We start from the raw sequence: 22,987 nt of genomic DNA on the forward strand, positions 1-22,987 counted from the left end.
GGAATGAAAAAATTCGCGATGGCCGCAGTTGTTGGCACCCTGACGGGCGCTCTTTTGACCACGCAGGTTGCGGGCCCTTTGCTGGCGCAAGAAGCCGAGAGCAAGTCTTCGGTCTACGAACAACTGGACCTGTTCGGTGATATATTTGAGCGGATCCGGTCGCAGTACGTCGAGGAAGTGGAGCCGGGCAAGCTGATTGATGCCGCGATCAACGGCATGCTGACCTCGCTTGACCCGCATTCCAGCTATATGTCGCCCGATGATGCCGCCGCCATGCGCGTGCAGACACGCGGCGAATTCGGCGGTCTGGGAATCGAGGTTACGCAGGAAGAGGGCTTTGTCAAAGTCGTCTCGCCGATCGATGGCACCCCCGCCGACGAAGCAGGTGTCGAATCGGGCGACTTCATCACCCATGTGAACGGTGAAAGCGTTCTGGGCCTGAGCCTGGATCAAGCGGTAGAGATGATGCGCGGGCCGGTCGGATCGGAAATCATCATCACCCTTGTTCGGGAAGGCATCGCCGACCCCTTCGATGTATCCATCGTGCGCGACACGATCAAGCTGACCGCCGTGCGCAGCCGCGACGTTGGCCAGACCGTGGTTCTGCGGATCACAACCTTCAACGACCAGACCTATCCCAACCTTGAAGAGCAGCTGAAAAAGTCGGTCGAGGAGCTGGGCGGCATGGACAAGGTCAATGGTTTTGTCGTCGATTTACGCAACAATCCCGGCGGGTTGCTGGTGCAGGCGATCAAGGTTTCGGACGCCTTCCTCGACAAGGGCGAGATCGTGTCGACCCGTGGCCGCAACCCGGCCGACGGCGAACGCTACAACGCGGAACCCGGCGATTTGGCGATGGGTAAACCCATTGTCGTGCTGATCAACGGCGGCTCTGCCTCTGCATCCGAAATCGTGGCCGGCGCGCTGAAGGACCACCGCCGCGCGATCGTCGTGGGCACCAAAAGCTTCGGCAAAGGCTCTGTCCAGACGGTGATGCCGCTGCGGGGCGATGGCGCGATGCGCCTGACCACAGCCCGGTATTACACGCCGTCGGGCCGCTCTATCCAGGCGCTTGGCGTCTCGCCCGACATCATCGTGCAACAGCCGCCAAGACGGCCCGATGCCGCCGAGGAAGAGGAAAAATCCGCCGCAAGCAAAACCCGCACAGAGGCGGATCTGCGCGGCAGCCTGAACAACGACTCGATGACAGAGGACGAGAAGAAGCAGCTGGAGGATGATTTTGCCAAGGCAGAAGAGGCCGCAAAGCTGCGCGAGGAAGACTATCAGCTGGCCTATGCGATCGACATCCTGAAGGGATTGTCCGCCATCGCACCTGCCGCTGAATAAGGAAAGCGGGCCGGTGGAAACGCCGGCCCGACGCGTATCATGACCCCAGAACAAATATCCCGACTGCCCTATCGACCCTGCGTCGGCGTGATGCTTGTGAACGCTGCGGGCGAAATCTTTGTCGCCCAGAGGATCGACAGCGATATACCCGCCTGGCAAATGCCGCAGGGCGGTATAGACAAGGGCGAAGCGCCGGACGCGGCCGCCCTGCGGGAGCTGTTCGAGGAAACCGGCGTGCGGCCAGATCTGGTAACCGTGGTGGCAGAAACCCCCGACTGGATCCCCTATGATCTGCCGCATCACATCGTGCCGAAAATCTGGAAGGGCCGATTTCGCGGACAAGAGCAGAAATGGTTCCTGATGCGCTTTCACGGCTCCGATGCCGATATCGACATCACCGCAGACCCCCGAGAGTTCTCGGAATGGCGCTGGTTGTCGGCAGATCAGGTTCTTGCAGGGATCGTTCCGTTCAAGCGTGACACCTATGCCCGCGTGATCGACACCTTCCTACCGTATCTTTCTTGACCTTTCTTTGTTCTGAAAATATCCCTGCACGCGGCAAACGCCATGGCGGCGATTGCGGCAGCAAGAAGCGGCGCAAAGCTGCCAATGGTCAATCAAAATGGCGCGGTTCTGTCGCCACGTACCACGCCTGTTTTGCAGGACTGATACGCCAGAACGGATATAATCAGGACTGTGCAATACTCTAGCGGAGGGTTTGGTGATCCCGACTGGAGTCGAACCAGTAACCTGCCCCTTAGGAGGGGGCTGCTCTATCCAGTTGAGCCACGGGACCACAGTTTGTGTTTTCGCGTCAAATCAAAGGATCTGCAACCGTGTTCTTTCACATATGATGACGCAGGGGCCGTGTAGAACGATCTCTCGCGGTCATCTGCACGCAACGTCCTGTTGACCGATGGCTTGGACAAGAGAAAACTTTATCGCTAACACTGTCTTACGGCCTCTTTGCGGTCGGCCATTCAGGATATCAAAACGTGACACGCCCCCCGCTGCCCGAGACAAAGCGCACTTTGACCCTTCGTGATGTGTCAGAGGCATCAGGCGTCAGCGAAATGACCGTCAGCCGGGTGCTGCGCAATCGGGGCGATGTGTCAGAGGCAACGCGCAAGCGGGTGCTGGAGGCGTCAAAGGCCCTAGGCTACGTTCCCAATAAGATCGCAGGCGCGCTTGCGTCCAGCCGCGTCAATCTGGTGGCCGTGATCATTCCGTCCATGTCGAACATGGTCTTCCCCGAGGTCATGACCGGAATTTCCAACGCTTTGGAGGGGACGGGCCTGCAACCCGTTGTCGGCATTACCAATTATCTGCCCGAAAAAGAAGAGGCGGTTCTATACGAGATGCTGTCATGGCGTCCGTCCGGCGTGATTATCGCCGGTCTTGAACACTCTGACGCGTCGCGCGCCATGCTCAGGAATGCGGGCATTCCGATTGTCGAGATCATGGATGTCGACGGCGAACCTGTCGATGCGGTTGTCGGGATTTCGCACCGTCGGGCTGGTCGGAAAATGGCGCAGGCCATTGCTGCGGCCGGGTATCAAAAAATCGGGTTTCTTGGCACAAAAATGCCGCTGGATCACCGTGCGCGGAAAAGATTCGAAGGCTTTACCGAAGCATTGGCCAAAACCGGCATCGAGATTGTTGATCAGGAGTTCTACTCTGGCGGCTCTGCGCTGGCCAAAGGGCGCGAAATGACCGCCGCTATTTTGGGTCGGCATCCCGACATAGATTTTCTCTATTACTCGAACGACATGATCGGGGCCGGGGGGCTTTTGTATTGTCTGGAAAAGGGAATCAATGTGCCGACCGATCTTGGGCTGGCCGGGTTCAATGGCGTCGAGCTGCTGGACGGCTTGCCGCGCCAGTTGGCCACGATGGACGCTTGCCGGCTGGAAGTCGGACAGACAGCCGCCGAAATCATCGCGCGGCGCACCAGTGGTGAAGAAACCGAAACAGGCCAGCGGATCGAACTCTCTCCGAAATTGTCGTTCGGTGACACTTTGCGGCAACCCTAGAGCGCTTGAATTTGGCACCAGGCGCAGGATATCGGTGGTTCATAGCCGCGTTCGCCGGAACGCTGGCACTGTTCACGGCCTTCCCCGGAATTGATCTGTGGGTATCAGGTCAGTTCTATAGCCCTGTCACCGGTTTCTGGCTGGCGGGCAATCCTGTGCTTCATGCCACGCGAATGGTGCTGTGGGCCGCGTCACTTTTGATACTGGTCCCGACGATCTTCGGGCTTGTTGTGTCGATGGGTGCAGGGCGGGCGCGACAGATTCCGCGACGCATATGGGTCTTCGTTCTTGGGGTCTATGTCCTTGGGCCGGGGCTATTGGTGAACGCCGTCCTGAAACAGCACTGGGGGCGGGCGCGCCCGTCAGACACGCAGCCTTTCGGGGGAACAGCGCAGTTCACCGCACCGCTCGACATAACGGACCAATGCGCGCAAAACTGCTCCTTCGTCTCTGGCGAGGCCTCTGTCGGGGTCGCGGCGGCGCTTGTGATCGGTATCTCGTTCTGGTTCCGGGTTCAGGAAAAGCACCGCATCACCCTGATTGCCGGTCTGGCGTTTCCAGCGGCCTTGATGGCCTGCATGCGCGTTGCGACAGGCAGACATTTTCTGTCGGATATCATGATTGCGGGCTTTCTGATGGCAACGATTGCCCTGATCCTGTTTCGGATCATGGGAGTTGCAGCAGCAAGGCAAAAATTTGTGCGCGCCGGAGTGTGGCGCGATCTTCGCGCCACACTCCGTAAGCATACCTAATTCCATAAGAATTTGGTTGAGTGGTGAGCCCGTCGGGATCCGAACCCGAGACCTACTGATTAAAAGTCAGTTGCTCTACCAGCTGAGCTACAGGCCCACTCGAGGCGTTGACTACTCAAGGTAGGCGGAGGGGTCAAGGACAAATTCCAACCTTTTTATGATGCCACTGGCAAAAAACGAATTACGGGTCTATATCCCCGCGAATGCAACAGACTGGCACAGATTCCGGCCTGCCATTCATGAAGATGCACGGGCTTGGCAATGACTTCGTCGTCATAGACGCGCGAAAAGCGGACATCCCGGTGTCCGCCGAACTTGTACGCGCCTTGGGCGACCGGCATCGCGGCGTGGGATTCGACCAATTGGCGGTCATCACCCTATGCGCCGACGCCGATGTGCATCTGACGTTCTTCAACGCGGATGGCTCGTTTTCATCGACCTGCGGCAACGCCACGCGCTGCATTGCGCGATACATCATGGACGAAACCGGCCAGCCCGCAATGACCCTGCGCACCGAACGCGGCCTTTTGGCGGCCGAGGATGCGGGCAACGGCCTGACCCGCGTCAATATGGGGCAACCGCAGCTGGACTGGCAGGACATCCCCTTGGCCGAGGCGATGGATACGCTGACGCTTCCGATCGAGGGGGCCCCTGTCGGCGTCGGCATGGGCAACCCGCATTGCGTCTTTATCGTCGATGACGCCGGGATCGTGCCGATCGAGACCTTCGGCCCGCGCGTTGAGCATCATCCGCTTTTCCCGCAGCGCACCAATGTGGAAATCGTGCAGGTTCTGTCGCGTGAGTCCATTCGCCTGCGGATATGGGAACGCGGCACAGGCGTGACGCTGGCCTCTGGTTCATGCTCTTGCGCGTCAGCCGTTGCCACCGCGCGGCTTGGCCTGACAGGTCGCCGCGTCAATGTGCATGTGGATGGCGGCATGATCGAGATCGACTGGCGCGACGATGGCGTCTGGATGACTGCACCCACGGCACATGTATTCAACGGCACCCTGACGCGGGCCTTTCTGGAGGCGCTGTAGATGGACCGCAAAGCACCGATCTTTGCCACGCTTGGCTGCCGCCTGAACGCCTATGAAACCGAGGCGATGAAAGAGCTGTCCGCCGCCGCCGGTGTCGAGAACGCCGTCATCATAAACACCTGCGCCGTAACGGCAGAGGCGGTGCGCAAGGCCAAGCAGGAAATCCGCAAGTTGCGCCGCGCCCATCCCGACGCGCGCCTGATCGTGACCGGCTGCGCCGCCCAGACAGAGCCTGAAACATTCTCGGACATGGCCGAAGTCGATGTGGTCATCGGCAATACCGAAAAGATGCAGGCCGACACCTGGCGCGGCATGGCCGCCGATTTCGTCGGCGAAACCGAAAAGGTTCAGGTCGACGACATCATGTCCGTGACCGAAACCGCAGGGCATCTGATCGACGGTTTCGGCACGCGCAGCCGCGCCTATGTGCAGGTGCAGAACGGCTGCGACCATCGCTGCACCTTCTGCATTATCCCGTTCGGTCGTGGCAACTCTCGGTCGGTTCCGGCGGGTGTTGTGGTGGACCAGATAAAACGGCTGGTGGATAAGGGATATAACGAGATCGTTCTGACCGGCGTTGACCTGACAAGCTGGGGTGCCGACTTGCCCGCAGCGCCGCGCCTTGGTGACCTTGTGATGCGGATACTGAAGCTGGTGCCGGACTTGCCCCGCCTGCGGATCAGTTCGATTGATTCGATCGAGGTAGACGAGGCGTTGATGCAGGCGATTGCCACGGAACAGCGGCTGATGCCGCACCTTCACCTGTCGCTTCAGGCGGGGGATGACATGATCCTGAAACGGATGAAGCGCCGCCACCTGCGCGACGATGCGATCCGGTTCTGCGAAGAGGCCAGACGCCTGCGCCCCGATATGACCTTCGGTGCCGACATCATCGCCGGTTTCCCGACCGAGACCGAGGCGATGTTCCAGAACTCGTTGAAACTGGTGCAGGATTGCGACCTGACATGGCTGCATGTCTTTCCCTATTCCGCACGCGAAGGCACGCCCGCCGCGCGGATGCCATCGGTGAACGGCAAGGCGATCAAGGACCGCGCAGCCCGCCTGCGCGCCGCCGGAGAGGCGCAGGTCGCCCGCCATCTGGCCGCACAAATCGGCAAGACCCATCACATCCTGATGGAAAGCCCCCGCATGGGCCGGACGGCGCAGTTTACCGAGGTGCTGTTCGATGCGGATCAGCCAGAAGGGCAGATTGTGACCACCGTCATCACCGGCATCCAAGCGCAGAAATTGACGGTATAAAATGGCCATGTCCATGTTGCCCGCTTGAACTGCGCGACATTTTCGCGCGAAATCGCCGGATGACCCTGCCTGTCCTCTATTCCTTTCGCCGCTGCCCCTATGCGATGCGCGCCCGCCTTGCTGTGAAAACCGCGGGCATCCCCGTTGCATTGCGTGAAATTGTCCTGCGGGACAAGGCGCCCGAAATGCTGATAGCGTCCCCCAAGGGGACTGTTCCCGTTCTGGTGGACGGGCCGCGCGTGATCGACGAGAGCCTGCACATCATGACATGGGCCTTGGCGCGGAATGATCCGGCGGGGTGGCTGGACATGCCCACCGAAGGCCATGACCTGATAACAGAGGCCGACGGTCCGTTCAAAACGGCGCTGGACCGCACCAAATATGCTAGCCGCAATCAAGGGGCAGACCCAATGGATGCGCGGAAAAATGCGGCTCTGTTCCTGTGGAAACTGGACAAAATGCTAGGGTCGCAGCCGTTTCTGTTCGGCATCCGGCCCTCGTTGGCCGATATGGCGATCCTGCCGTTCGTCCGCCAGTTCGCGATGACGGACAAACACTGGTTCGATGCGCAGCCCTGGCCCGCGCTATCGCACTGGCTGGAGACGTTTCTGGCCTCGGCGCTGTTTGCCAGCGTGATGACGAAATACCCGAAATGGCAGGCAGGTGATCCGGTCACCCTGTTTGCCGACGATAACTGAAGGATACGCCCGATGCACCCCAACCCCGCTTTCCGCAAATCACCTGACGCGCTAAACATCGGCTTCGCCCGCAGCCGCGCATTCGGGACGCTTGCGGTGAATGCGCCCGATGGCCCGCTGTTGTCTCATGTGCCGTTCTTGTTGAACGAGGATGGCCAGAGCGCGGATCTGCACCTTGTGCGCTCCAATCCGATTGTCGGGCTGTTGGAGCAGCCGCAGCAGGTCGTCATCGCCGTGGCAGGGCCGGACAGCTATATTTCGCCCGATTGGTATGGCGTCGAAGATCAGGTGCCAACGTGGAACTACATCGCCGTTCACCTGCGCGGCACATTAGAGCGTTTGCCGCAGGACCAGATGCAGGACATGCTGGCCCGCCAATCGACGCTGTTCGAGGAACGGCTGCGGCCCAAGACCCCTTGGACCGACACAAAGATGACCGATGGCGTGATGGACCGGATGATGCGCGCCATTGTCCCTTGCCGCCTGACGATCACAAAGATCGACGGCACCTGGAAACTGAACCAGAACAAGCCGGACGAGGTGCGCCTTGCGTCGGCAAAGCAGGTCATGACGCACGGGATCGGGCATGAGATACACGCGCTTTCGGATCTGATGCGCGACCTGCCCGAGACGTGAATGGACAGGTCGCGCAACCGCTCCTACAATAATATGATCTGATGGAACGGGAGAATGGTCATGGCCCTGCCACTTGCCCCCATCGCCGGTCTGGCACTTCGCTATGGCATCGTCGCGCTTGCGACCTATGCCGCGACCCGGCGCATCCAGTCGGGCCGCATTGACCAGCGCGCCGAAGATGCGATGGATGATGTGCAGGAGGGGCTGACCCTGCGCAAGGACGCGGAACAGATCAATGGCACGGGTCGGTTCAACCGGACCCTGCGGTTCGGTGACAATGGGCCGGGGGTTGAAATCGACATTTCCGCGCTTGGCCGGTTAAAATTCCGAAAGGTTTAGGGTGGTCCAAAGACGAAAAAGCCCTGCCAGATGACAGGGCTTTTGAACGTCCGGCGGCACTATGCCTTAGAACTTGTAAGTCACACCAAGGTTCAGCGCATTGGTAACGACGTTGGTCTTCAGCGTTCCACCGCCTTCGACATCGACATTATGCGTTGAATAGGTGCCTTTGTATTCGCCGAACAAAGCCCAGCGATCATTCAGGTCATAGCTGACGCCGCCGATCCACTGCGCGGCCGGGCCAGTCAGTTGATATCCGAAAGTGTGGGCGCCGGTGGCGGTCGGCGTCAGATCGACGTGCGGAACGGCAATACCGGCCCCCAGACCCACATAGGGGGTAAAGCGGCGCGCATCGTTTTTCCACCGATACAGGGCGTTCAGCGTGATCAGGTTCAAACCATCGGTAAATTCCAGCCGGTCAAAGTTACCCGTCGTTTTGCCGACACTGTCCGCATAGACCTTGGCGTGGTTCACTTCGAAGGCGAAACCGATGTTGTCATTCCGCCACCATGTCGCGCGCAAGCCGTAATAAGGAGGCATGTCGAATGACTTGCCCTCCCAGCCTGTAGTGAAGTTTGACGGGCTGCCGGTTACGCCAGAGGTTGTCACCTTGCTGTGTGGCGCGGTCTGGTAGCCACTGTAAAGGCTCACTGTCATTTCCGCGCTCGCCGGAACGGCAAGACAGATTACGGCTGCTGCGAGCGTAAGGGATTTGCGTATCATGTGAAGAATCCTGAAAGATTAGATGCTAAAGATTACAGAAATTTAAGGTCTCTGTAATGCGACAAAATCAAACCTTTCGTGATGCGTGCAAATCCGCAACGCAGTTGGTCCAAGGGGGTCGCGAAGCCGGGAAATGTTGCCCCACCCCTGATTAACTGTCGCATTAAGACACTTTCGGAACATTTTGTTGATGCTGCGCCCTAATGTCCGCTGGACGACAGGGGGGGCGCTCGTTAAATACCGCCTTGGTACGGCTGCGGGAAACTGCGGTCACATGTCGTTTTGGCTTAACCAACAGCCAAGAAAGGGAGAAAACCTCGTGTCGCACGCAGAAGATCACGAAGGCACCCGCCGGGATTTCCTTTACTACGCAACGGCTGGCGCCGGTGCAGTAACGGTCGGCGCCGCAGTTTGGCCTTTGGTCAACCAAATGAACCCGAGTGCCGATGTCCAGGCGCTGGCCTCTATTCGCGTTGATGTATCCGCGCTTGAAGTCGGAAGCCAGTTGACGGTGAAGTGGCGGGGCAAGCCCGTTTTCATCCGTCGTCGCACGGAAGACGAGATTTCCGCAGCGCGCGCCGTTCCATTGGCCGATCTGGTGGATCAGGGCGCCGAGAATGCAAACGTGGCCGCCGAGGCGACCGCCGCAGACAAGAACCGCGCATTGGATGAAAGCGGCGAATGGCTGGTGATGATGGGCGTCTGCACACACCTGGGCTGTGTGCCTCTGGGTGACGGTGCCGGAGATTTCGGCGGATGGTTCTGCCCTTGTCATGGCTCGCATTACGATACGTCGGGTCGCATTCGAAAAGGCCCGGCCCCGCGCAACCTGCCGGTGCCTGTCGCAGAATTCGTGGACGCGTCCACCATCAAACTCGGTTAAGGGAGAGCGCAAATGGCTGGAATTCCTCACGACCATTACGAACCTAAGTCAAACGGCGAAAAGTGGCTGCACACGCGGCTGCCGATCGTTGGTCTGCTTTACGACACGCTGATGCTCCCCACTCCGAAGAACCTGAACTGGATGTGGATCTGGGGCATTGTCCTGACGTTTTGTCTGGCGCTGCAAATCATTACCGGCATCGTGCTGGTCATGCATTATACCCCCCATGTCGATATGGCCTTTGCCTCGGTCGAGCATATCATGCGCGACGTCAACGGTGGCTACATGCTGCGGTATCTGCACGCGAACGGCGCGTCGCTGTTCTTTGTCGCGGTATATGCCCACATCTTCCGCGGCCTTTACTACGGGTCGTACAAAGCCCCGCGCGAGATTACGTGGATCATCGGCATGTTTATCTACCTTGCGATGATGGCGACGGCATTCATGGGCTACGTTCTGCCATGGGGCCAGATGTCGTTCTGGGGCGCAACCGTCATCACCGGCCTGTTCGGCGCGATCCCCTTGGTGGGCGAGCCTATTCAGGCCTGGTTGTTGGGCGGGCCTGCCGTGGACAACGCCACGTTGAACCGCTTTTTCTCATTGCACTACCTGCTGCCCTTCGTGATTGCCGGTCTTGTTATCGTTCACATCTGGGCCTTCCACACGACGGGCAACAACAACCCGACAGGTGTAGAAGTGCGTCGCGGATCGAAAGCCGAGGCCGAAAAAGACACGCTGCCGTTCTGGCCCTACTTCGTCATGAAGGATCTGTTCGCGCTGGCCGTGATTATGGTGATCTTCTTTGCGATCGTCGGCTTCATGCCCAACTATCTGGGCCACCCCGACAACTACACAATGGCAAACCCGCTGGCGACGCCTGCGCACATCGTCCCGGAATGGTATTTCCTGCCATTCTACGCGATCCTGCGTGCGTTCACCGCTGATGTCTGGGTCGTGCAAATCGCCTCGTTCGTCACTGGCGGCATTGTAGACGCCAAGTTCTTTGGTGTTCTGGCGATGTTCGGCGCGATTGCCGTTATGGCTCTGGCGCCGTGGCTTGATACATCGTCGGTCCGCTCGGGTCGTTATCGCCCCATGTTCAAATGGTGGTTTGCCCTGCTTGTCGTGGACTTTGTCGTCCTGATGTGGGTCGGTGCAATGCCCGCAGAAGAGCCCTACGCAACAATCTCGCTGATCGCATCGGCATACTGGTTCGGCTATTTCCTGATCCTCTTGCCCCTTCTGGGCGTGATCGAGAAACCGTTGGCACAGCCCGCCACGATCGAAGACGATTTCAACGCCCACTACGCCAAACCCGGTGCTGATGCAGCTTCTGCGTCCGCAACGACACCGGCAGAGTGAGAAAGGATCACATGACCATGATCAGAAACCTCACCCTTTCGGCGATTGCCGCACTTGCCCTGACAGCAGGTAACGCCATCGCAGCGGAAACCGCGCACATCGAAGATGTCGCGTTTTCCTTCGAAGGTCCGTTTGGCGCATTTGACCGGAACCAGCTGCAGCGCGGCCTTCAGGTTCACACAGAGGTCTGCTCGGCCTGTCACGGCCTGACCTTCGTGCCGATCCGCACGCTGTCAGACGAAGGCGGTCCCGCTCTTCCCGAAGAGCAGGTCATCGCCTATGCGAAAAACTTTACGGTGACCGACAAGGACACCGGCGAAGATCGCGAAGCGACACCCACAGACCATTTCCCTGCGTCCGGTCTGGAAAACGCACCTGACCTTAGCCTGATGGCCAAGGCCCGCGCTGGTTTTCATGGGCCATATGGCACCGGCATCAACCAGATGTTCAAGGGTATCGGCGGACCGGAATATATCACCGCGATCCTGACCGGATACACCGGCGAGGAAAAAGAGCAGGCAGGCACGGTTTTTTATGAAAACCACGCCTTCCCCGGTGGCTGGATCGCAATGCCGCCGCCTCTGTCGGATGATCTTGTGGAATATGCTGACGGGCATTCCGCCAGCACTCAGCACTTGGCGGAAGACGTATCCGCCTTTTTGATGTGGACGGCAGAACCCAAGATGATGGCACGCAAGCAAACCGGTTTTGTCGCCGTGTTGTTCCTGACACTGTTGTCGGTGCTTTTGTACCTGACGAACAAGCGGATCTGGGCTGGCGTCAAAGGCAAAAAGAAACACGCCTAAGTCAGGCCGTATCAAAAACAGAAAACCCCGCCGTACTGGCGGGTTTTTTTATGTGCCGCATCGGTCCCTAGCCAAGATAGCGGCGCAGTGCCTCTGGTGGATCGGCGAACAACGCTTTGGTTTCTTGCGGCGCGTGGGCGATCCCCTCTGCAACCAGCACCGTCTGACCAGCAATACGCAGCGCGTCTTGCGGATCATGTGTGACCATCAGCATTGTCGCACCGGACTCTGTCATCAGTTCAGCAACCAGATCCAACATCTCAACCCTCAATGCCGGGCCAAGCGCCGAGAACGGCTCATCCAGCAGCACAAGCGGCTTTCCCCGCAACAGCATTCGCGCCAAGGCCACGCGGCTTTGCTGCCCGCCGGACAGTTCCGCAGGCTTGCGCCCACCCATGCCGTTCAGGCCCACGCGCAACAGCGCCTCGTTGACCTGTGCGGTTTGCGCCGGTGACAGCCGCAAATCGGGTCGCAGGCCAAGACCCACATTCTGTGCCGCCGTCAGATGCGGAAACAAGTTGTTGTCCTGAAACAGCAGGCTGATGGGCCGCTGCGCTGGCGAAAGCATTGAAATATTCTGACCTTCCCACAGAATCCGGCCCGCCGTGATCGGCACAAACCCGGCCAAAGCGCCAAGCAGGGTCGATTTCCCCGCCCCCGACGGCCCGACCACTGCAACGCGCGATCCTTGCTTGATTGTCAGGTCGGCACAAAGCTGGAAGTCGTCCATTTCGATCCGCAGTCCCTCAAGCGTCAACATCCACCCGGCCCCCCCGATCAAATATCCAGAACAGCACAAGACTTAGCGCCAACAAGACCAAAGCAACACCCGCCGCACCCTCCATCCGGTAGGCCCCCATAAGTCGGTAAAGATGCAGGGGCAGCGTCGCGTGATCAGGGTCCGCGAACAGCGCAATCACCCCCAAATCGCCCATCGACAACGCCGCAGCCAACCCTGCGGCAAACCCGATTGGCCGCCGCAAACGCGGCAGCAACAGATACCGCAGCCGGGCCATGCCGGTCATGCCCAGACTGTCCGCCAAGGGACCGAACCGTGCCTCTACCTCTTGCACGGCCGGAATCAGCGCGCGCATCGCAAAGGGAAGGCTCATTACCGCGTTGATCGCCGCAGTGATCGGCAAGGCCAGCGCAACGGGATCAGCGACAGGAAAAACCAGTATGAACAGCCCCGTTCCAATCACCAAAGGAGAGGCCGCAATCGCCAGATACCCGATCCCCTCCATCATAAAAGACGCCCGCCCGAAACGCTTGCCCGCCACGACAAGGGCAACGGGCAGCGCCAGCCCCAGCGTCAGAAACGCCGAAACCAAAGCAACACAAACAGACCGCACCGCCGCCCAGCCGGTGCTGGCACCAAGTGACGCAAGCCCCGGCAAGCCCTGCAAGACGATCATCGTCAGCGGCACCAGCAGAAACGCCGCCGCAGCCATGATCCAGCATGCGTCCAGCGCCCTCATCCACAGGGCGCCGGTATCCCAGCGCTGCACGATGCGGTCCACGCCGCCCCCCGTGACCACAGGAACAGTGACCCAAATGGACACGCCCGCCAGAACGGCACAGATCGCAAACTGGATACAGGCCAAAAGCGCCGCTTTTCCCAGATCAAAGTCAAAGCGGAACGCCTGATAGATCGCCAGTTCGACGGTCGTCGCCTTTGGTCCACCCCCAAGCGCAAGAGCGACTGCAAAGCTGGTCGTGCATATCAGAAAGATCACCACGAATGCGCCGGGCAGAACGGTCCTTAGCATCGGGCGTTCCAGCACATGTTTCACGTCGGTGGACGAGAACCCCAAAGAGGCCGCAAGGCGGAACCGCTCTGCCGGTATCGCCTGCCATCCTTGCAGGATAAGGCGGGTCGACAACGGCAGGTTAAAGAACACATGCGCCAGCACGACGCCCTGAAACCCGTAGATCGAAACAGGCTCTGATCCGGCCCAAAGCAGCGCGTGGTTCACCATGCCATTGCGGCCAAACACCGCCAGCAACCCAAGGACGGCCACGATAACGGGCAGAATGAAAGGCGCACCAAGCAGCGTCACCAACAGGCCCTTTCCGACAAACTGCCGCCGCGCCAGCGCCCGCGCGACAGGTATCGCAAGGCCAACGCTCAGCGCAGAGGACACAAACGCTTGCATCAGGGTGAACCGCACCGCCTGCCAGTCCGCCGGACCCAAGCCGCCAAACCCTTCGGCACGCCAGACAACAGCGCCCAGCGTGCCAATCGTCAGCGTCAGGACAAGGGCCGCAGCCGCGGCCCCCGCCCAAACCACCGGCGTTATTGCGACAGCGCGCTTAGCCATTCGGCCAATGCCGCGTCGCGCAGGGCGTCGGCGTCGTCTTCCGAATAGAAAATCGTCTTGGCCGGCACACCCAGCTGCGCGAATTCAGGCGGCAGCTTTGATGGGTCCAGTTTCGCAGGATAGGACCAGTTTCCGGTTGGGATAAGCGACTGGAATTCCTCTGTCAGAATGAAATCCATGAACGCGTCTGCCAGTTCCGGCTGGTCCGTTCCGGCAATTTTCCCCGCAAGCTCGACCATGAAATAGTGCCCTTCATCAAAGATGGCTGCAGACTTTGTCTGATCCTGCTCCGCGATGATATGGTACAGCCGCGACGTCGTGTAAGACAGCACCATATCCGCCTCGCCGTCGGTGAACATGCCATACGCCTCGGACCAGCCTTTGGTCACGGTCAGGATTTTTGGGGCCAGTTTGGTCCAGGCGGCCTGTGCCTCGTCACCATAAATCGCCTTGACCCACAGCAAAAGCGCAAGGCCAGAGATCGAGGTGCGCGGGTCCTGGATCACGATTTTCAGATCATCCGGCGCGTCCAGCAAAGCCTGAAAGCTGGTCGGTGGATTGGTGATCCTTGTGTTGTCGTAGACGAAGGCGGTGTAGCCCCAGTTGAACGGCAGGAACACCTCATCGGTCCATTTGATCGGCATCGTCAGGTCGGTCGTGTCCTGACCATGGGTGGCGAACAGGCCGGTTTCGCGGGCTTTTTTGGTGACATCGGTGTTCAACCCGATCACCGCGTCCGCCTTGGTGCGCGCGCCTTCCAACATCAGTCGCGGCAACACGTCGCCGGTCACGAATTGCAGGTCACAGGCGCAGGTTTTCTCGAACGCCGCTTCAATCGCGGGGCCGGGGCCCCATTCGGACCCGAAATAGTCGGGGGCATAGACTGTTAGCACTGGGGTCTCTGCCTGCGCGACTGTCGCAAGGCAAAGTCCCGCAGCAAGTGTCAGATATCTCATCGTCATCCTCCATATGCGACGGGCGGGGTCAGGATGGAGAATATCCAACAACCTTCCCTCCGCCGGTCTTAACCGGTTCAGGTTCAACGGGTCCGCAAATGCGTCTCAGCCCTTTCGAGCACCCCGAGGTAGGTGAATATCTAGGCGCGATAGGCCCCCCAGACAAGCCAAAACCGCTTGAGGCGCAGTCACGCGCCCGCTAGACCGTTTCCTAAAGGAGCCCTGCCCATGTCGATCAACTCTTTCGGTCATCTGTTTCGCGTCACCACTTGGGGCGAAAGCCACGGCCCGGCCCTGGGTGCCACTGTTGACGGCTGCCCCCCCGGCGTGCCGGTGACCGAGGCGATGATCCAGCACTGGCTGGACAAGCGCAAACCGGGCCAGAACAAGTTCACCACCCAGCGCCAAGAAGCGGACGAGGTGAAAATCCTGTCCGGCGTGTTCGAAGGGCAGACCACCGGAACACCGATCCAGTTGATGATCGAAAACACCGATCAGCGGTCCAAGGATTATGGCGACATCGCCGAGAAGTTCCGCCCCGGTCATGCCGACATCACCTATTGGCAGAAATACGGAATCCGTGACTATCGCGGCGGCGGGCGGTCCTCTGCCCGCGAAACGGCATCCCGCGTGGCGGCGGGCGGCGTTGCCCGCGAGGCAATCCGCGTGCTTGCGCCCAATGTGCAGATCACCGGGTATATGGTGCAGATGGGCCCGCATAAAATTGATCGTGACGGCTTTGACTGGGACCAGATCGAACAGAACCCGTTCTGGGTGCCTGACGCCAAGGCCGCGACCGATTGGGCCGACTATCTGGGCGGTCTGCGCAAATCCGGCAGTTCTGTCGGCGCGATAATCGAGGTGGTTGCACGCGGGGTTCCCGCAGGCATCGGCGCACCGGTTTACGGCAAGTTAGACACTGATCTGGCCGCCGCGATGATGTCGATCAACGCTGTCAAAGGCGTGGAAATCGGAGAAGGCATGTCGGCCGCCATGCTGACCGGGGAACTAAATGCCGACGAAATCAGCATGGGGCCGGGCGGGCCGGTCTATTCGTCCAACCATGCGGGCGGCATTCTGGGGGGTATTTCCACCGGGCAGGACATTGTCGTCCGCTTTGCGGTCAAGCCCACATCATCGATCCTGAAGCCACGCAAGACAATCACCAAATCCGGGGAAGAGACCGAGATCATCACAAAAGGGCGTCACGACCCCTGTGTCGGCATCCGCGCCGTGCCTGTGGGCGAGGCGATGATGGCCTGCGTGATCCTTGACCACCTGCTGTTGCATCGCGGACAGATCGGCGAAAACCGGGGGCTGATCGGCTAATCTATGATCGGGATCCTTTCCATCACCTTTCCGATCTTTGCTGCGATCGGGTTGGGCTATGGAACGGTCAAGGGTGGGTTGTTCCGGCAATCTGACATGCGTGTTTTGGGGGCTTATGTCATCAACATCGCACTGCCCGCTTTGATCTTTCTGTCTGTATCCAGCCGCAGCCTGTCCGAGGTGCTGAACCCGGCCTATCTTCTTGTCTACCTATTGGGCAGTCTTGCAACGCTCGCCCTTGCCTATCTTTGGTTCACGTTGCAGGGCGTTGGCCCGGCACGTCGCGCGATAGGCGCCATGGGGTCGGCCTGTTCCAATTCCGGTTATGTCGGTTACCCTGTCATGATGATGATCCTGCCCGATATCGCAGGTCTGGTGCTTGCAATGAGCGTCGTGGTCGAGAATGTCGTCATTGTTCCGCTTTGCCTTGTGCTGCTGGATTTGTCGCGCGACCGGCAGTCGAAAAGCGTTCCGAAACTGCTGGTCGCATTGCTGCTCGGGCTTCTGAAACGTCCCATCGTCATTGCGCTGCTCCTTGCGATCACGACCGTTGCCAGCGGCATTCCGCTTCCCGTTGCGGTGACGAAATTGCTGTCGATGCTGGCCGGGTCGGCCAGTGCATTGGCGCTGCTTGTGATCGGCGGTTCGCTTGTTGGTCTGCCGATCAAAGGGAATCGCGCGATGGCCGCTCAAATTGCGGCAGGCAAGCTGCTGTTGCATCCCGCCGTCATGTTCGGTGCCGTTCTGCTTGTTCCGATGCTGGGGCTTCCCCTGCTGTCACAAGAATTGCAACACGCGGTCATTCTGACGGCGGCGATGCCGATGATGGGTATTTATGCGATCCTTGCGCAGGAATACGGGCATGAAGGCATTGCCTCTATCTCGCTTTTGGGGGCAACGGTGGGGGCGTTTTTTACTTTAAGCTGCCTGTTGTGGCTGTTTTCCTGAAGGCGGCTGTTTTGACAGTTGAACCGCAAGAATACCACCCGCGATAATCGCAACCCCCAGCACATCCAGCCAGCCAAGGGTCTCGCCCAACAAGGCAGCGGCGACAGCGACACCGAAAAACGGGTTGAGGAAATGGAACGTCGCAGCACGCACGGCACCGATGCGGTTGACCAAGGAGAACCAGACAAAGGTCGCCAAAACCCCGGGAACCAGCGTGGTATAGGCGAAAGCGGCGATCAGCGGCCCTGACAGGCGCACATGGAACGGCTCAAACAGATAGGCGACAACGGCAAGGATACCCGAGCCGATGAACATCTGCAGGCCGACAATCATCATCACATTCCCGCCCGACGACGCGCCGCGCACCGAAAGAGTGGCAAGGCTTAGCGCCAATGCAGCAATGCCGCACAAGATCACGCCATAAAGGTCAACGCCCCCGCTTAGCCGCGAACCCATGATGATCGCGACACCGATAACGCCGGCGATCAGTCCCCAAACACCCAATGGCCTGATCTTGTCTTTCAGAAACAGCCACCCAAGCACGGCAACCATCAGCGGCATCGTCGCGGCGATGATCGCGGCCAAAGACGCCTCTATGGTTTGCATCGCGACAAAGTTCAGTCCCAGATACAGCGCGTTCTGGCACAGGCCAAAAATGATCGTCGCGCGCCACTGGGCAGGGCTTAGGCGCCATGTCTGCCCCATGGCAAGCGCGATCAGAACCCCGACAATGCCCGACAACAAGAACCGAAGCGATAGAGAGGCCAAAGGCGCGGCGTCCGCTACGATAATCCGCGCCGAGGTAAAGGCGCTTGACCACATCAGGGCAAACGCCAGCCCCATTCCTATTGCACGAAGATCCATCAAAAGTCCTAACTGACTGGCCGAAAAAGAAAAGGGCCGCACAATGGCGACCCTAGTCAATTCGTATAGCGGCGCAAGGCCGGAACGGATCAGCCGTTCACGCTGTCTTTCAGCGCTTTTGCGATGGTCATCTTGACAACCTTGTCCGCGTCTTTTTGCATCTGCTCGCCCGTGGCGGGGTTGCGCACAGTGCGTGCCGGACGCTCGCGGCAATAGATCTTGCCAACACCGGGAAGCGTGACAGCACCGCCGCCGCCGACTTCTTTGGTGATCAGGGAAATGATGCCATCAAGAGCGGCACCAGCAGTTTTTTTATCTGCGCCCATCTCTTCGGACAATGCCGCGACGAGTTGGGTTTTGGTCATTGGTTTATTTGCCATTATTATGGTCTCCTCGTTCTGCCCGCACCAGTTGGGCCTCATTGGCCATATTTAACTGAATATAGCGGCCCGACACAACGATTAGTGGAGCACTTTGGGGCGTTTTAATGCGTTTTGTGCTGAATTTTACCCTAAGTCACAGGAATGCGGTCTCCTCAAAGCTGCGCAATTTGCGGGAATGGATCCGTTCAAGCGGCATATCCCGCAATTTCTCCATCGCACTAATCCCGATTAACAGGTGCCGGGTCACCTGCGTCTTGTAGAAATCGGTCGCCATACCGGGCAATTTAAGCTCTCCGTGCAGCGGTTTGTCCGATACGCACAGCAGCGTTCCATAGGGCACGCGGAACCGGAAACCGTTGGCGGCAATCGTGGCGCTTTCCATATCCAGCGCAATGGCCCGCGACTGGCTCAGCCTTTGAACCGGGCCGGATTGGTCGCGAAGCTCCCAGTTGCGGTTGTCGATGGTGGCGACAGTTCCGGTCCGCATGATCCGCTTCAGATCATAGCCTTCCAGCATGGTCACACTTGCCACCGCCTCTTCCAGCGCGATCTGGATTTCGGCAAGCGCGGGAATGGGCACCCAGACGGGCAGGTCATCGTCCAGAACGTGATCCTCGCGCAGATAGGCGTGCGCCAGAACGAAATCGCCCAGAGATTGCGAATTGCGCAGGCCCGCGCAATGGCCAACCATCAGCCAGGCATGGGGGCGTAAAACCGCGATATGGTCGGTGGCGGTCTTGGCATTCGACGGGCCGACGCCGATGTTGACCAGCGTGATGCCTTTCGCGCCTTTCCGTTTCAGGTGGTAGGTCGGCATCTGCGGCAGTTTTGCAGGTGGCTGCATCGACGCAAGTGGGTCGGTGATCTCGACGTTACCGGGGCCAACAAAACTGGTATAGCCGCTGTCAGGATCGGCCAGCGCCTTGCGGGCATAGGCCTCGAACTCTTCGACGTAGAACTGGTAGTTGGTGAACAGAACATGGTTCTGGAAATGCTCTGCCTGCGTCGCGGTGTAATGCGACAGACGCGCCAGCGAATAATCCACCCGTTGCGCGGTAAAAGGTGCCAGTGCCCCAGAGCCGTCAGGATTGGAAAATCCGAAACCGTTGACGATATCATCGTTCGTTGTTGACAGATCCGGCACGTCGAACACGTCGCGCAGCGGGAAATCCATCACACCTTCTTGCGGCACAGTAACGCTTGCATCATTGGCCACCGCGAAATGCACCGGCATGGGTGTTTCCGACGCGCCAATCGTCACGTCAATGCCGTGGTTCTTCATCAAAAGGTCGATCTGCTGTTCCAGATAATGCTGGAACAGGTCGGGCCGTGTGATGGTTGTGGAATAGGTGCCCGGAACGGCCACATGACCAAAGCTAAGGCGGCTATCCGACTTGGCAAAGCTGGTCGTCGTGACACGAATTTCGGGGTAATAGGCCCGGAACCTTGATGTGGGGCGCCCCTCTCGAACGGTATCGGCAAAGCGGCTGCACAGAAAATGCGTGGCGCTGTCGTAAAGCTCTCGCAATCGCGCAACGGCGGCCACAGGATCGGAAAACGCCTCGTCCTCTGGCACATCGGGTGTCAGGGTCGGCAGGCTGGGGTCATGTCTTAATTTCACTCAGATATCCTCGAATAGGTCGGTAATTTCAAATTTGGTCACATCGACCAACCCCAGATCGGAAATGCGCAATTCGGGGATCACAACAAGGCCAAGCAGCGAATGTTGCATATAGGCGTTGTTCAAGTCACAGCCGCAGTCCGCCATGGCCGCCATCATACGGTCGGCCGCTGCCGCCACGTCCTGCGCCGGTTCGTCAGACATCAGGCCCGCGATCGGCAGTTTCACCAGCGCGATCTCTCTTCCGTCTTTCCACACCGTCACACCGCCTCCGACCTCGCCCAGCCTGTTCGCGGCCAGCGCCATATCGGTATGCGATGTTCCTACGACAATCATGTGATGGCTGTCATGCGCCACGGTCGAGGCCATCGCCATATCGCCCGTATACCCGAACCCCGAGACAAAGGCGTTCACCACACCCCCCGTTCCGCGATGCCGCTCAACCAGTGCGATCTGGCAAATGTCGCGGGCTGGATCCCCCGGAACAAGGCCGTCCTGAACTTGCAGGTCCGCGCTTAGCGCTTTGGTCGGGGCCTGATTTTCCACCACCCCGATCACCCGCGCGCGCACCTCGTTCGCACCGGCAGGGGCGTGAATGTGGAAATCCGCGCCGCATAGCGTCTTGCCCAGATGCACCGTCGCCCGCGCGTCATCGGGCCAATCGTAATGCGGACACTCCACGGTGATCGCGCCGTCTATCGCCACCGTCACCCCACGGGCAATCACGCGGTGAATAGGCAGCGTCCGAAGGTCGCTGGTCAGTACTACATCAGCACGTCTTCCGGGTGAAATAGAGCCTAATTCGCGTTCCAGACCGAAATGCGTCGCGGTGTTGATTGTTGCCATTTGCAGCGCCACCAGCGGATCACATCCGCAGGCAATCGCATGCCGGACAACGCGGTTCATATGGCCATCATTCACCAATGTTCCCGAATGGCAATCATCGGTGCACAGGATGAAGTTGCGCGAATCCAGCCCCTTTTCGGTGATCGCAGTGATCTGCGTTTCCACGTCATACCACGCGGACCCCAACCGCATCATCGACCGCATCCCCTGACGAACGCGGGCAATCGCATCCGCCTCGCAGGTGCCCTCGTGATCGTCGGCGGGGCCACCCGCGACATAGGCCGCAAAGGCCGGACCCAGATCGGGGCTGGCATAATGCCCCCCCACGGTCTTGCCCGCATTCATCGTCGCCGCCATTTCCGCCAGCATCTTGGGGTCGCCGTTCACAACGCCCGGAAAGTTCATCATCTCGCCCAGACCGATGATTCCGGGCCAGCCCATCGCCTCGGCAACATCGTCGGCGGTGATCTCGAAACCGGTCGTTTCCAGACCCGGCGCAGAGGGCGCGCAGCTGGGCATCTGGGTAAAGATGTTGACCGGCTGCATCAGCGCCTCGTCGTGCATCATCCGCACGCCGCGCAGGCCAAGCACATTGGCAATCTCGTGCGGATCGGTGAACATCGACGTAGTGCCATGCGGGATCACCGCGCGGGCGAATTCCGCCGGTGTCAGCATGCCGCTTTCGATATGCATATGCCCGTCGCACAAACCGGGGATCATATACTGGCCCCCGGCCTCGATAATTTGCGTGTCCGGCCCGACGCAATGCGACGCATCCGGCCCGCAATAGGCGAACCGCCCGTCGGCAATGGCGATGTCATGGTCCGGCAAAACCTCTCGGGTTTGCACGTTGACCCAAATTCCCCCGCGGATCACCAGATCGGCAGGCGCACGCCCAGCGGCCACCGCGACAAGACGTGCAGCGCTTTGGGCCCAAGTTTTATGTTTAATATGTTCCATGGACAAAGTTTCCACGGATTGAACGCAGGTTCAAGCCCCGATCTTTTGTCGCAAAAGGGCTAGGCACTGCGGCCTGATCCATGCCTAACTGGCCCAAAGACAGGAGCCCCCGATGCAAACAGTCCATTCCCGCCCCCGCCCCAATATCGACCACTGGCAGGAGCGCGTCGATCTTGCCGCCGCCTTTCGCTGGACCGCGCGCCTGAACCTGCACGAGGCCGTGGCGAACCATTTCAGCCTGTCGGTCAATGACGACGGCACAAAATTCCTGATGAACCCGAACCAGATGCATTTCAGCCGGGTCAAAGCCTCTGATCTGTTGTTGATCGACGCGAACGACCCCGAAACCCTTGCCGGCCCGAACGCACCGGACCCGACAGCCTGGGGTCTGCACGGCGGGTTGCACCGCCACTGCCCCCACGCCCGTTGCGCGATGCATGTCCACTCGATCCACGCGACCGTTCTTGCAGCGCTGAAAGACAGCCGCCTGCCACCGATCGACCAGAACTGCGCGACCTTCTTCAACCGCTATGTGATTGACGAAAACTATGGCGGTCTTGCGTTCGAGGACGAGGGAGAGCGGTGCGCCCAACTGTTCACCGACCCGAAAAAGAAGGTGATGATCATGGGCAACCACGGTGTCATGATCATCGGCAACAGCGTCGCCGACACCTTCAACCGGCTTTACTATTTCGAACGCGCCGCCGAGACCTATATCCGCGCCCTGCAGACCGGCCAGCCGCTGCGGGTTTTGTCCGATGAGGTTGCTGAAAAAACGGCGCGTGAACTGGAAAGCTACCCAGAGCAAGACGTGCGGCATCTGGAAGAACTGAAGGCCATTCTGAATGAGGAAGGATCGAACTATGCGAGTTAGTGACTG

General features: G+C 59.4%; 23 protein-coding genes, 2 tRNA genes and 1 riboswitch. Of the genes, 15 read left to right on the top strand and 10 right to left on the bottom strand.

Annotation, left to right across the window (positions count from 1 at the left end; translation table 11 throughout):
• The first annotated feature begins 3 nt into the window (after positions 1 to 3).
• Positions 4 to 1,347, top strand: coding sequence for a S41 family peptidase (locus ACEN2R_RS14805; protein ID WP_442043450.1), 1,344 nt, complete (start codon positions 4 to 6; stop codon positions 1,345 to 1,347).
• A 39-nt stretch (positions 1,348 to 1,386) separates the two neighbouring features.
• On the top strand, positions 1,387 to 1,872 hold the full coding sequence (locus tag ACEN2R_RS14810; protein ID WP_442043451.1) for an RNA pyrophosphohydrolase: 486 nt from the start codon (positions 1,387 to 1,389) through the stop codon (positions 1,870 to 1,872).
• A gap of 194 nt (positions 1,873 to 2,066) precedes the next feature.
• On the opposite strand, the gene ACEN2R_RS14815 is transcribed toward ACEN2R_RS14810, so the two are convergent.
• Positions 2,067 to 2,143: transfer RNA gene (locus ACEN2R_RS14815), tRNA-Arg, on the bottom strand.
• Between the two features lie 199 nt (positions 2,144 to 2,342).
• Between ACEN2R_RS14815 and ACEN2R_RS14820 the strand changes: the two genes are divergently transcribed.
• Positions 2,343 to 3,380 (top strand): LacI family DNA-binding transcriptional regulator, encoded by a 1,038-nt coding sequence (locus ACEN2R_RS14820; RefSeq protein WP_442043452.1) that lies wholly within the window; start codon positions 2,343 to 2,345, stop codon positions 3,378 to 3,380.
• 11 nt (positions 3,381 to 3,391) lie between these two features.
• Entirely contained in the window at positions 3,392 to 4,132 is a 741-nt protein-coding gene (locus ACEN2R_RS14825; RefSeq protein ID WP_442043453.1) for a phosphatase PAP2 family protein, read from the top strand.
• A gap of 21 nt (positions 4,133 to 4,153) precedes the next feature.
• Here the strand turns inward: ACEN2R_RS14825 and ACEN2R_RS14830 are convergent.
• Positions 4,154 to 4,229 (bottom strand) — tRNA-Lys (locus tag ACEN2R_RS14830).
• A gap of 106 nt (positions 4,230 to 4,335) precedes the next feature.
• On the opposite strand from ACEN2R_RS14830, the gene dapF reads away from it, so the two are divergent.
• The 5 genes from dapF to ACEN2R_RS14855 are packed head-to-tail and all read left to right on the top strand — an operon-like array spanning position 4,336 to position 8,105.
• Complete coding sequence (gene dapF, locus ACEN2R_RS14835; protein ID WP_442043454.1) at positions 4,336 to 5,172, top strand: diaminopimelate epimerase; 837 nt, start codon at positions 4,336 to 4,338, stop codon at positions 5,170 to 5,172.
• Entirely contained in the window at positions 5,173 to 6,432 is a 1,260-nt protein-coding gene (gene mtaB / locus ACEN2R_RS14840; protein ID WP_442043455.1) for a tRNA (N(6)-L-threonylcarbamoyladenosine(37)-C(2))-methylthiotransferase MtaB, read from the top strand. It begins immediately after the preceding gene.
• 59 nt (positions 6,433 to 6,491) lie between these two features.
• Entirely contained in the window at positions 6,492 to 7,130 is a 639-nt protein-coding gene (locus tag ACEN2R_RS14845; RefSeq protein ID WP_442043456.1) for a glutathione S-transferase, read from the top strand.
• Between the two features lie 12 nt (positions 7,131 to 7,142).
• Positions 7,143 to 7,766 (top strand): FMN-binding negative transcriptional regulator, encoded by a 624-nt coding sequence (locus ACEN2R_RS14850; RefSeq protein WP_442043457.1) that lies wholly within the window; start codon positions 7,143 to 7,145, stop codon positions 7,764 to 7,766.
• 60 nt (positions 7,767 to 7,826) lie between these two features.
• Positions 7,827 to 8,105 carry a hypothetical protein gene (locus ACEN2R_RS14855; RefSeq protein WP_442043458.1) on the top strand — a complete coding sequence of 93 codons (279 nt, stop codon included), beginning with the start codon at positions 7,827 to 7,829 and terminating at the stop codon, positions 8,103 to 8,105.
• 66 nt (positions 8,106 to 8,171) lie between these two features.
• On the opposite strand, the gene ACEN2R_RS14860 is transcribed toward ACEN2R_RS14855, so the two are convergent.
• Positions 8,172 to 8,828: an outer membrane protein gene (locus ACEN2R_RS14860; RefSeq protein ID WP_442043459.1), complete on the bottom strand. Its 657-nt coding sequence runs from the start codon at positions 8,826 to 8,828 to the stop codon at positions 8,172 to 8,174.
• A gap of 319 nt (positions 8,829 to 9,147) precedes the next feature.
• Between ACEN2R_RS14860 and petA the strand changes: the two genes are divergently transcribed.
• The 3 genes from petA to ACEN2R_RS14875 are packed head-to-tail and all read left to right on the top strand — an operon-like array spanning position 9,148 to position 11,879.
• Positions 9,148 to 9,711: a ubiquinol-cytochrome c reductase iron-sulfur subunit gene (gene petA, locus ACEN2R_RS14865; RefSeq protein ID WP_442043460.1), complete on the top strand. Its 564-nt coding sequence runs from the start codon at positions 9,148 to 9,150 to the stop codon at positions 9,709 to 9,711.
• Between the two features lie 12 nt (positions 9,712 to 9,723).
• On the top strand, positions 9,724 to 11,073 hold the full coding sequence (gene petB, locus ACEN2R_RS14870) for a cytochrome b (protein WP_442043461.1): 1,350 nt from the start codon (positions 9,724 to 9,726) through the stop codon (positions 11,071 to 11,073).
• 17 nt (positions 11,074 to 11,090) lie between these two features.
• Entirely contained in the window at positions 11,091 to 11,879 is a 789-nt protein-coding gene (locus ACEN2R_RS14875) for a cytochrome c1 (protein ID WP_442043509.1), read from the top strand.
• A 67-nt stretch (positions 11,880 to 11,946) separates the two neighbouring features.
• On the opposite strand, the gene ACEN2R_RS14880 is transcribed toward ACEN2R_RS14875, so the two are convergent.
• From ACEN2R_RS14880 to thiB, 3 genes are read right to left on the bottom strand one after another with little or no spacing between them, the layout of a single operon-like run.
• Positions 11,947 to 12,639, bottom strand: coding sequence for a thiamine ABC transporter ATP-binding protein (locus tag ACEN2R_RS14880; RefSeq protein WP_442043462.1), 693 nt, complete (start codon positions 12,637 to 12,639; stop codon positions 11,947 to 11,949).
• Entirely contained in the window at positions 12,626 to 14,200 is a 1,575-nt protein-coding gene (locus ACEN2R_RS14885; RefSeq protein ID WP_442043463.1) for a thiamine/thiamine pyrophosphate ABC transporter permease ThiP, read from the bottom strand. Before ACEN2R_RS14885 ends, ACEN2R_RS14880 begins: the two co-directional genes overlap by 14 nt.
• Positions 14,176 to 15,156, bottom strand: a complete 981-nt coding sequence (gene thiB / locus ACEN2R_RS14890) for a thiamine ABC transporter substrate binding subunit (protein WP_442043464.1) — start codon at positions 15,154 to 15,156, stop codon at positions 14,176 to 14,178. Before thiB ends, ACEN2R_RS14885 begins: the two co-directional genes overlap by 25 nt.
• Positions 15,157 to 15,193: 37 nt before the next feature.
• Positions 15,194 to 15,292, bottom strand: a riboswitch (TPP riboswitch).
• A gap of 92 nt (positions 15,293 to 15,384) precedes the next feature.
• On the opposite strand from thiB, the gene aroC reads away from it, so the two are divergent.
• Both aroC and ACEN2R_RS14900 read left to right on the top strand, forming a co-directional pair.
• Positions 15,385 to 16,485 (top strand): chorismate synthase, encoded by a 1,101-nt coding sequence (gene aroC, locus ACEN2R_RS14895; RefSeq protein ID WP_442043465.1) that lies wholly within the window; start codon positions 15,385 to 15,387, stop codon positions 16,483 to 16,485.
• Positions 16,486 to 16,488: 3 nt separating this feature from the next.
• Positions 16,489 to 17,433: an AEC family transporter gene (locus tag ACEN2R_RS14900; protein WP_442043466.1), complete on the top strand. Its 945-nt coding sequence runs from the start codon at positions 16,489 to 16,491 to the stop codon at positions 17,431 to 17,433.
• Here ACEN2R_RS14900 and ACEN2R_RS14905 read toward each other — a convergent pair.
• The 4 genes from ACEN2R_RS14905 to ACEN2R_RS14920 form a co-directional block, all read right to left on the bottom strand.
• A complete protein-coding gene (locus ACEN2R_RS14905) occupies positions 17,404 to 18,297 on the bottom strand; it encodes a DMT family transporter (RefSeq protein WP_442043467.1) in 894 nt (297 codons plus the stop codon). The genes ACEN2R_RS14900 and ACEN2R_RS14905 overlap by 30 nt on opposite strands.
• A gap of 89 nt (positions 18,298 to 18,386) precedes the next feature.
• A complete protein-coding gene (locus ACEN2R_RS14910; RefSeq protein ID WP_442043468.1) occupies positions 18,387 to 18,677 on the bottom strand; it encodes an HU family DNA-binding protein in 291 nt (96 codons plus the stop codon).
• Positions 18,678 to 18,813: 136 nt separating this feature from the next.
• On the bottom strand, positions 18,814 to 20,301 hold the full coding sequence (locus tag ACEN2R_RS14915; protein ID WP_442043469.1) for an AMP nucleosidase: 1,488 nt from the start codon (positions 20,299 to 20,301) through the stop codon (positions 18,814 to 18,816).
• Positions 20,302 to 22,107 (bottom strand): adenine deaminase, encoded by a 1,806-nt coding sequence (locus tag ACEN2R_RS14920; protein ID WP_442043470.1) that lies wholly within the window; start codon positions 22,105 to 22,107, stop codon positions 20,302 to 20,304.
• A gap of 112 nt (positions 22,108 to 22,219) precedes the next feature.
• Here ACEN2R_RS14920 and ACEN2R_RS14925 point away from each other — a divergent pair, with 112 nt between their 5' ends.
• Positions 22,220 to 22,981, top strand: coding sequence for a class II aldolase and adducin N-terminal domain-containing protein (locus tag ACEN2R_RS14925; protein WP_442043471.1), 762 nt, complete (start codon positions 22,220 to 22,222; stop codon positions 22,979 to 22,981).
• The last annotated feature ends 6 nt before the right edge of the window (positions 22,982 to 22,987 follow it).

It is taken from the genome of Pseudogemmobacter sp. W21_MBD1_M6 (genome assembly GCF_052119585.1).
Lineage (GTDB): Bacteria > Pseudomonadota > Alphaproteobacteria > Rhodobacterales > Rhodobacteraceae > JBGQOJ01.

Bases quoted from the DNA above. Each gene is read 5' to 3' on its own strand.
- ACEN2R_RS14805 (WP_442043450.1), top strand. From the start codon at position 4: ATGAAAAAATTCGCGATGGCCGCAGTTGTTGGCACCCTGACGGGCGCT.
- ACEN2R_RS14810 (WP_442043451.1), top strand. From the start codon at position 1,387: ATGACCCCAGAACAAATATCCCGACTGCCCTATCGACCCTGCGTCGGC.
- dapF (WP_442043454.1), top strand. From the start codon at position 4,336: ATGCAACAGACTGGCACAGATTCCGGCCTGCCATTCATGAAGATGCAC.
- mtaB (WP_442043455.1), top strand. From the start codon at position 5,173: ATGGACCGCAAAGCACCGATCTTTGCCACGCTTGGCTGCCGCCTGAAC.
- ACEN2R_RS14845 (WP_442043456.1), top strand. From the start codon at position 6,492: ATGACCCTGCCTGTCCTCTATTCCTTTCGCCGCTGCCCCTATGCGATG.
- ACEN2R_RS14850 (WP_442043457.1), top strand. From the start codon at position 7,143: ATGCACCCCAACCCCGCTTTCCGCAAATCACCTGACGCGCTAAACATC.
- ACEN2R_RS14855 (WP_442043458.1), top strand. From the start codon at position 7,827: ATGGCCCTGCCACTTGCCCCCATCGCCGGTCTGGCACTTCGCTATGGC.
- ACEN2R_RS14860 (WP_442043459.1), bottom strand. From the start codon at position 8,828: ATGATACGCAAATCCCTTACGCTCGCAGCAGCCGTAATCTGTCTTGCC.
- petB (WP_442043461.1), top strand. From the start codon at position 9,724: ATGGCTGGAATTCCTCACGACCATTACGAACCTAAGTCAAACGGCGAA.
- ACEN2R_RS14875 (WP_442043509.1), top strand. From the start codon at position 11,091: ATGATCAGAAACCTCACCCTTTCGGCGATTGCCGCACTTGCCCTGACA.
- ACEN2R_RS14880 (WP_442043462.1), bottom strand. From the start codon at position 12,639: ATGTTGACGCTTGAGGGACTGCGGATCGAAATGGACGACTTCCAGCTT.
- ACEN2R_RS14885 (WP_442043463.1), bottom strand. From the start codon at position 14,200: ATGGCTAAGCGCGCTGTCGCAATAACGCCGGTGGTTTGGGCGGGGGCC.
- thiB (WP_442043464.1), bottom strand. From the start codon at position 15,156: ATGAGATATCTGACACTTGCTGCGGGACTTTGCCTTGCGACAGTCGCG.
- aroC (WP_442043465.1), top strand. From the start codon at position 15,385: ATGTCGATCAACTCTTTCGGTCATCTGTTTCGCGTCACCACTTGGGGC.
- ACEN2R_RS14900 (WP_442043466.1), top strand. From the start codon at position 16,489: ATGATCGGGATCCTTTCCATCACCTTTCCGATCTTTGCTGCGATCGGG.
- ACEN2R_RS14905 (WP_442043467.1), bottom strand. From the start codon at position 18,297: ATGGATCTTCGTGCAATAGGAATGGGGCTGGCGTTTGCCCTGATGTGG.
- ACEN2R_RS14910 (WP_442043468.1), bottom strand. From the start codon at position 18,677: ATGGCAAATAAACCAATGACCAAAACCCAACTCGTCGCGGCATTGTCC.
- ACEN2R_RS14920 (WP_442043470.1), bottom strand. From the start codon at position 22,107: ATGGAACATATTAAACATAAAACTTGGGCCCAAAGCGCTGCACGTCTT.
- ACEN2R_RS14925 (WP_442043471.1), top strand. From the start codon at position 22,220: ATGCAAACAGTCCATTCCCGCCCCCGCCCCAATATCGACCACTGGCAG.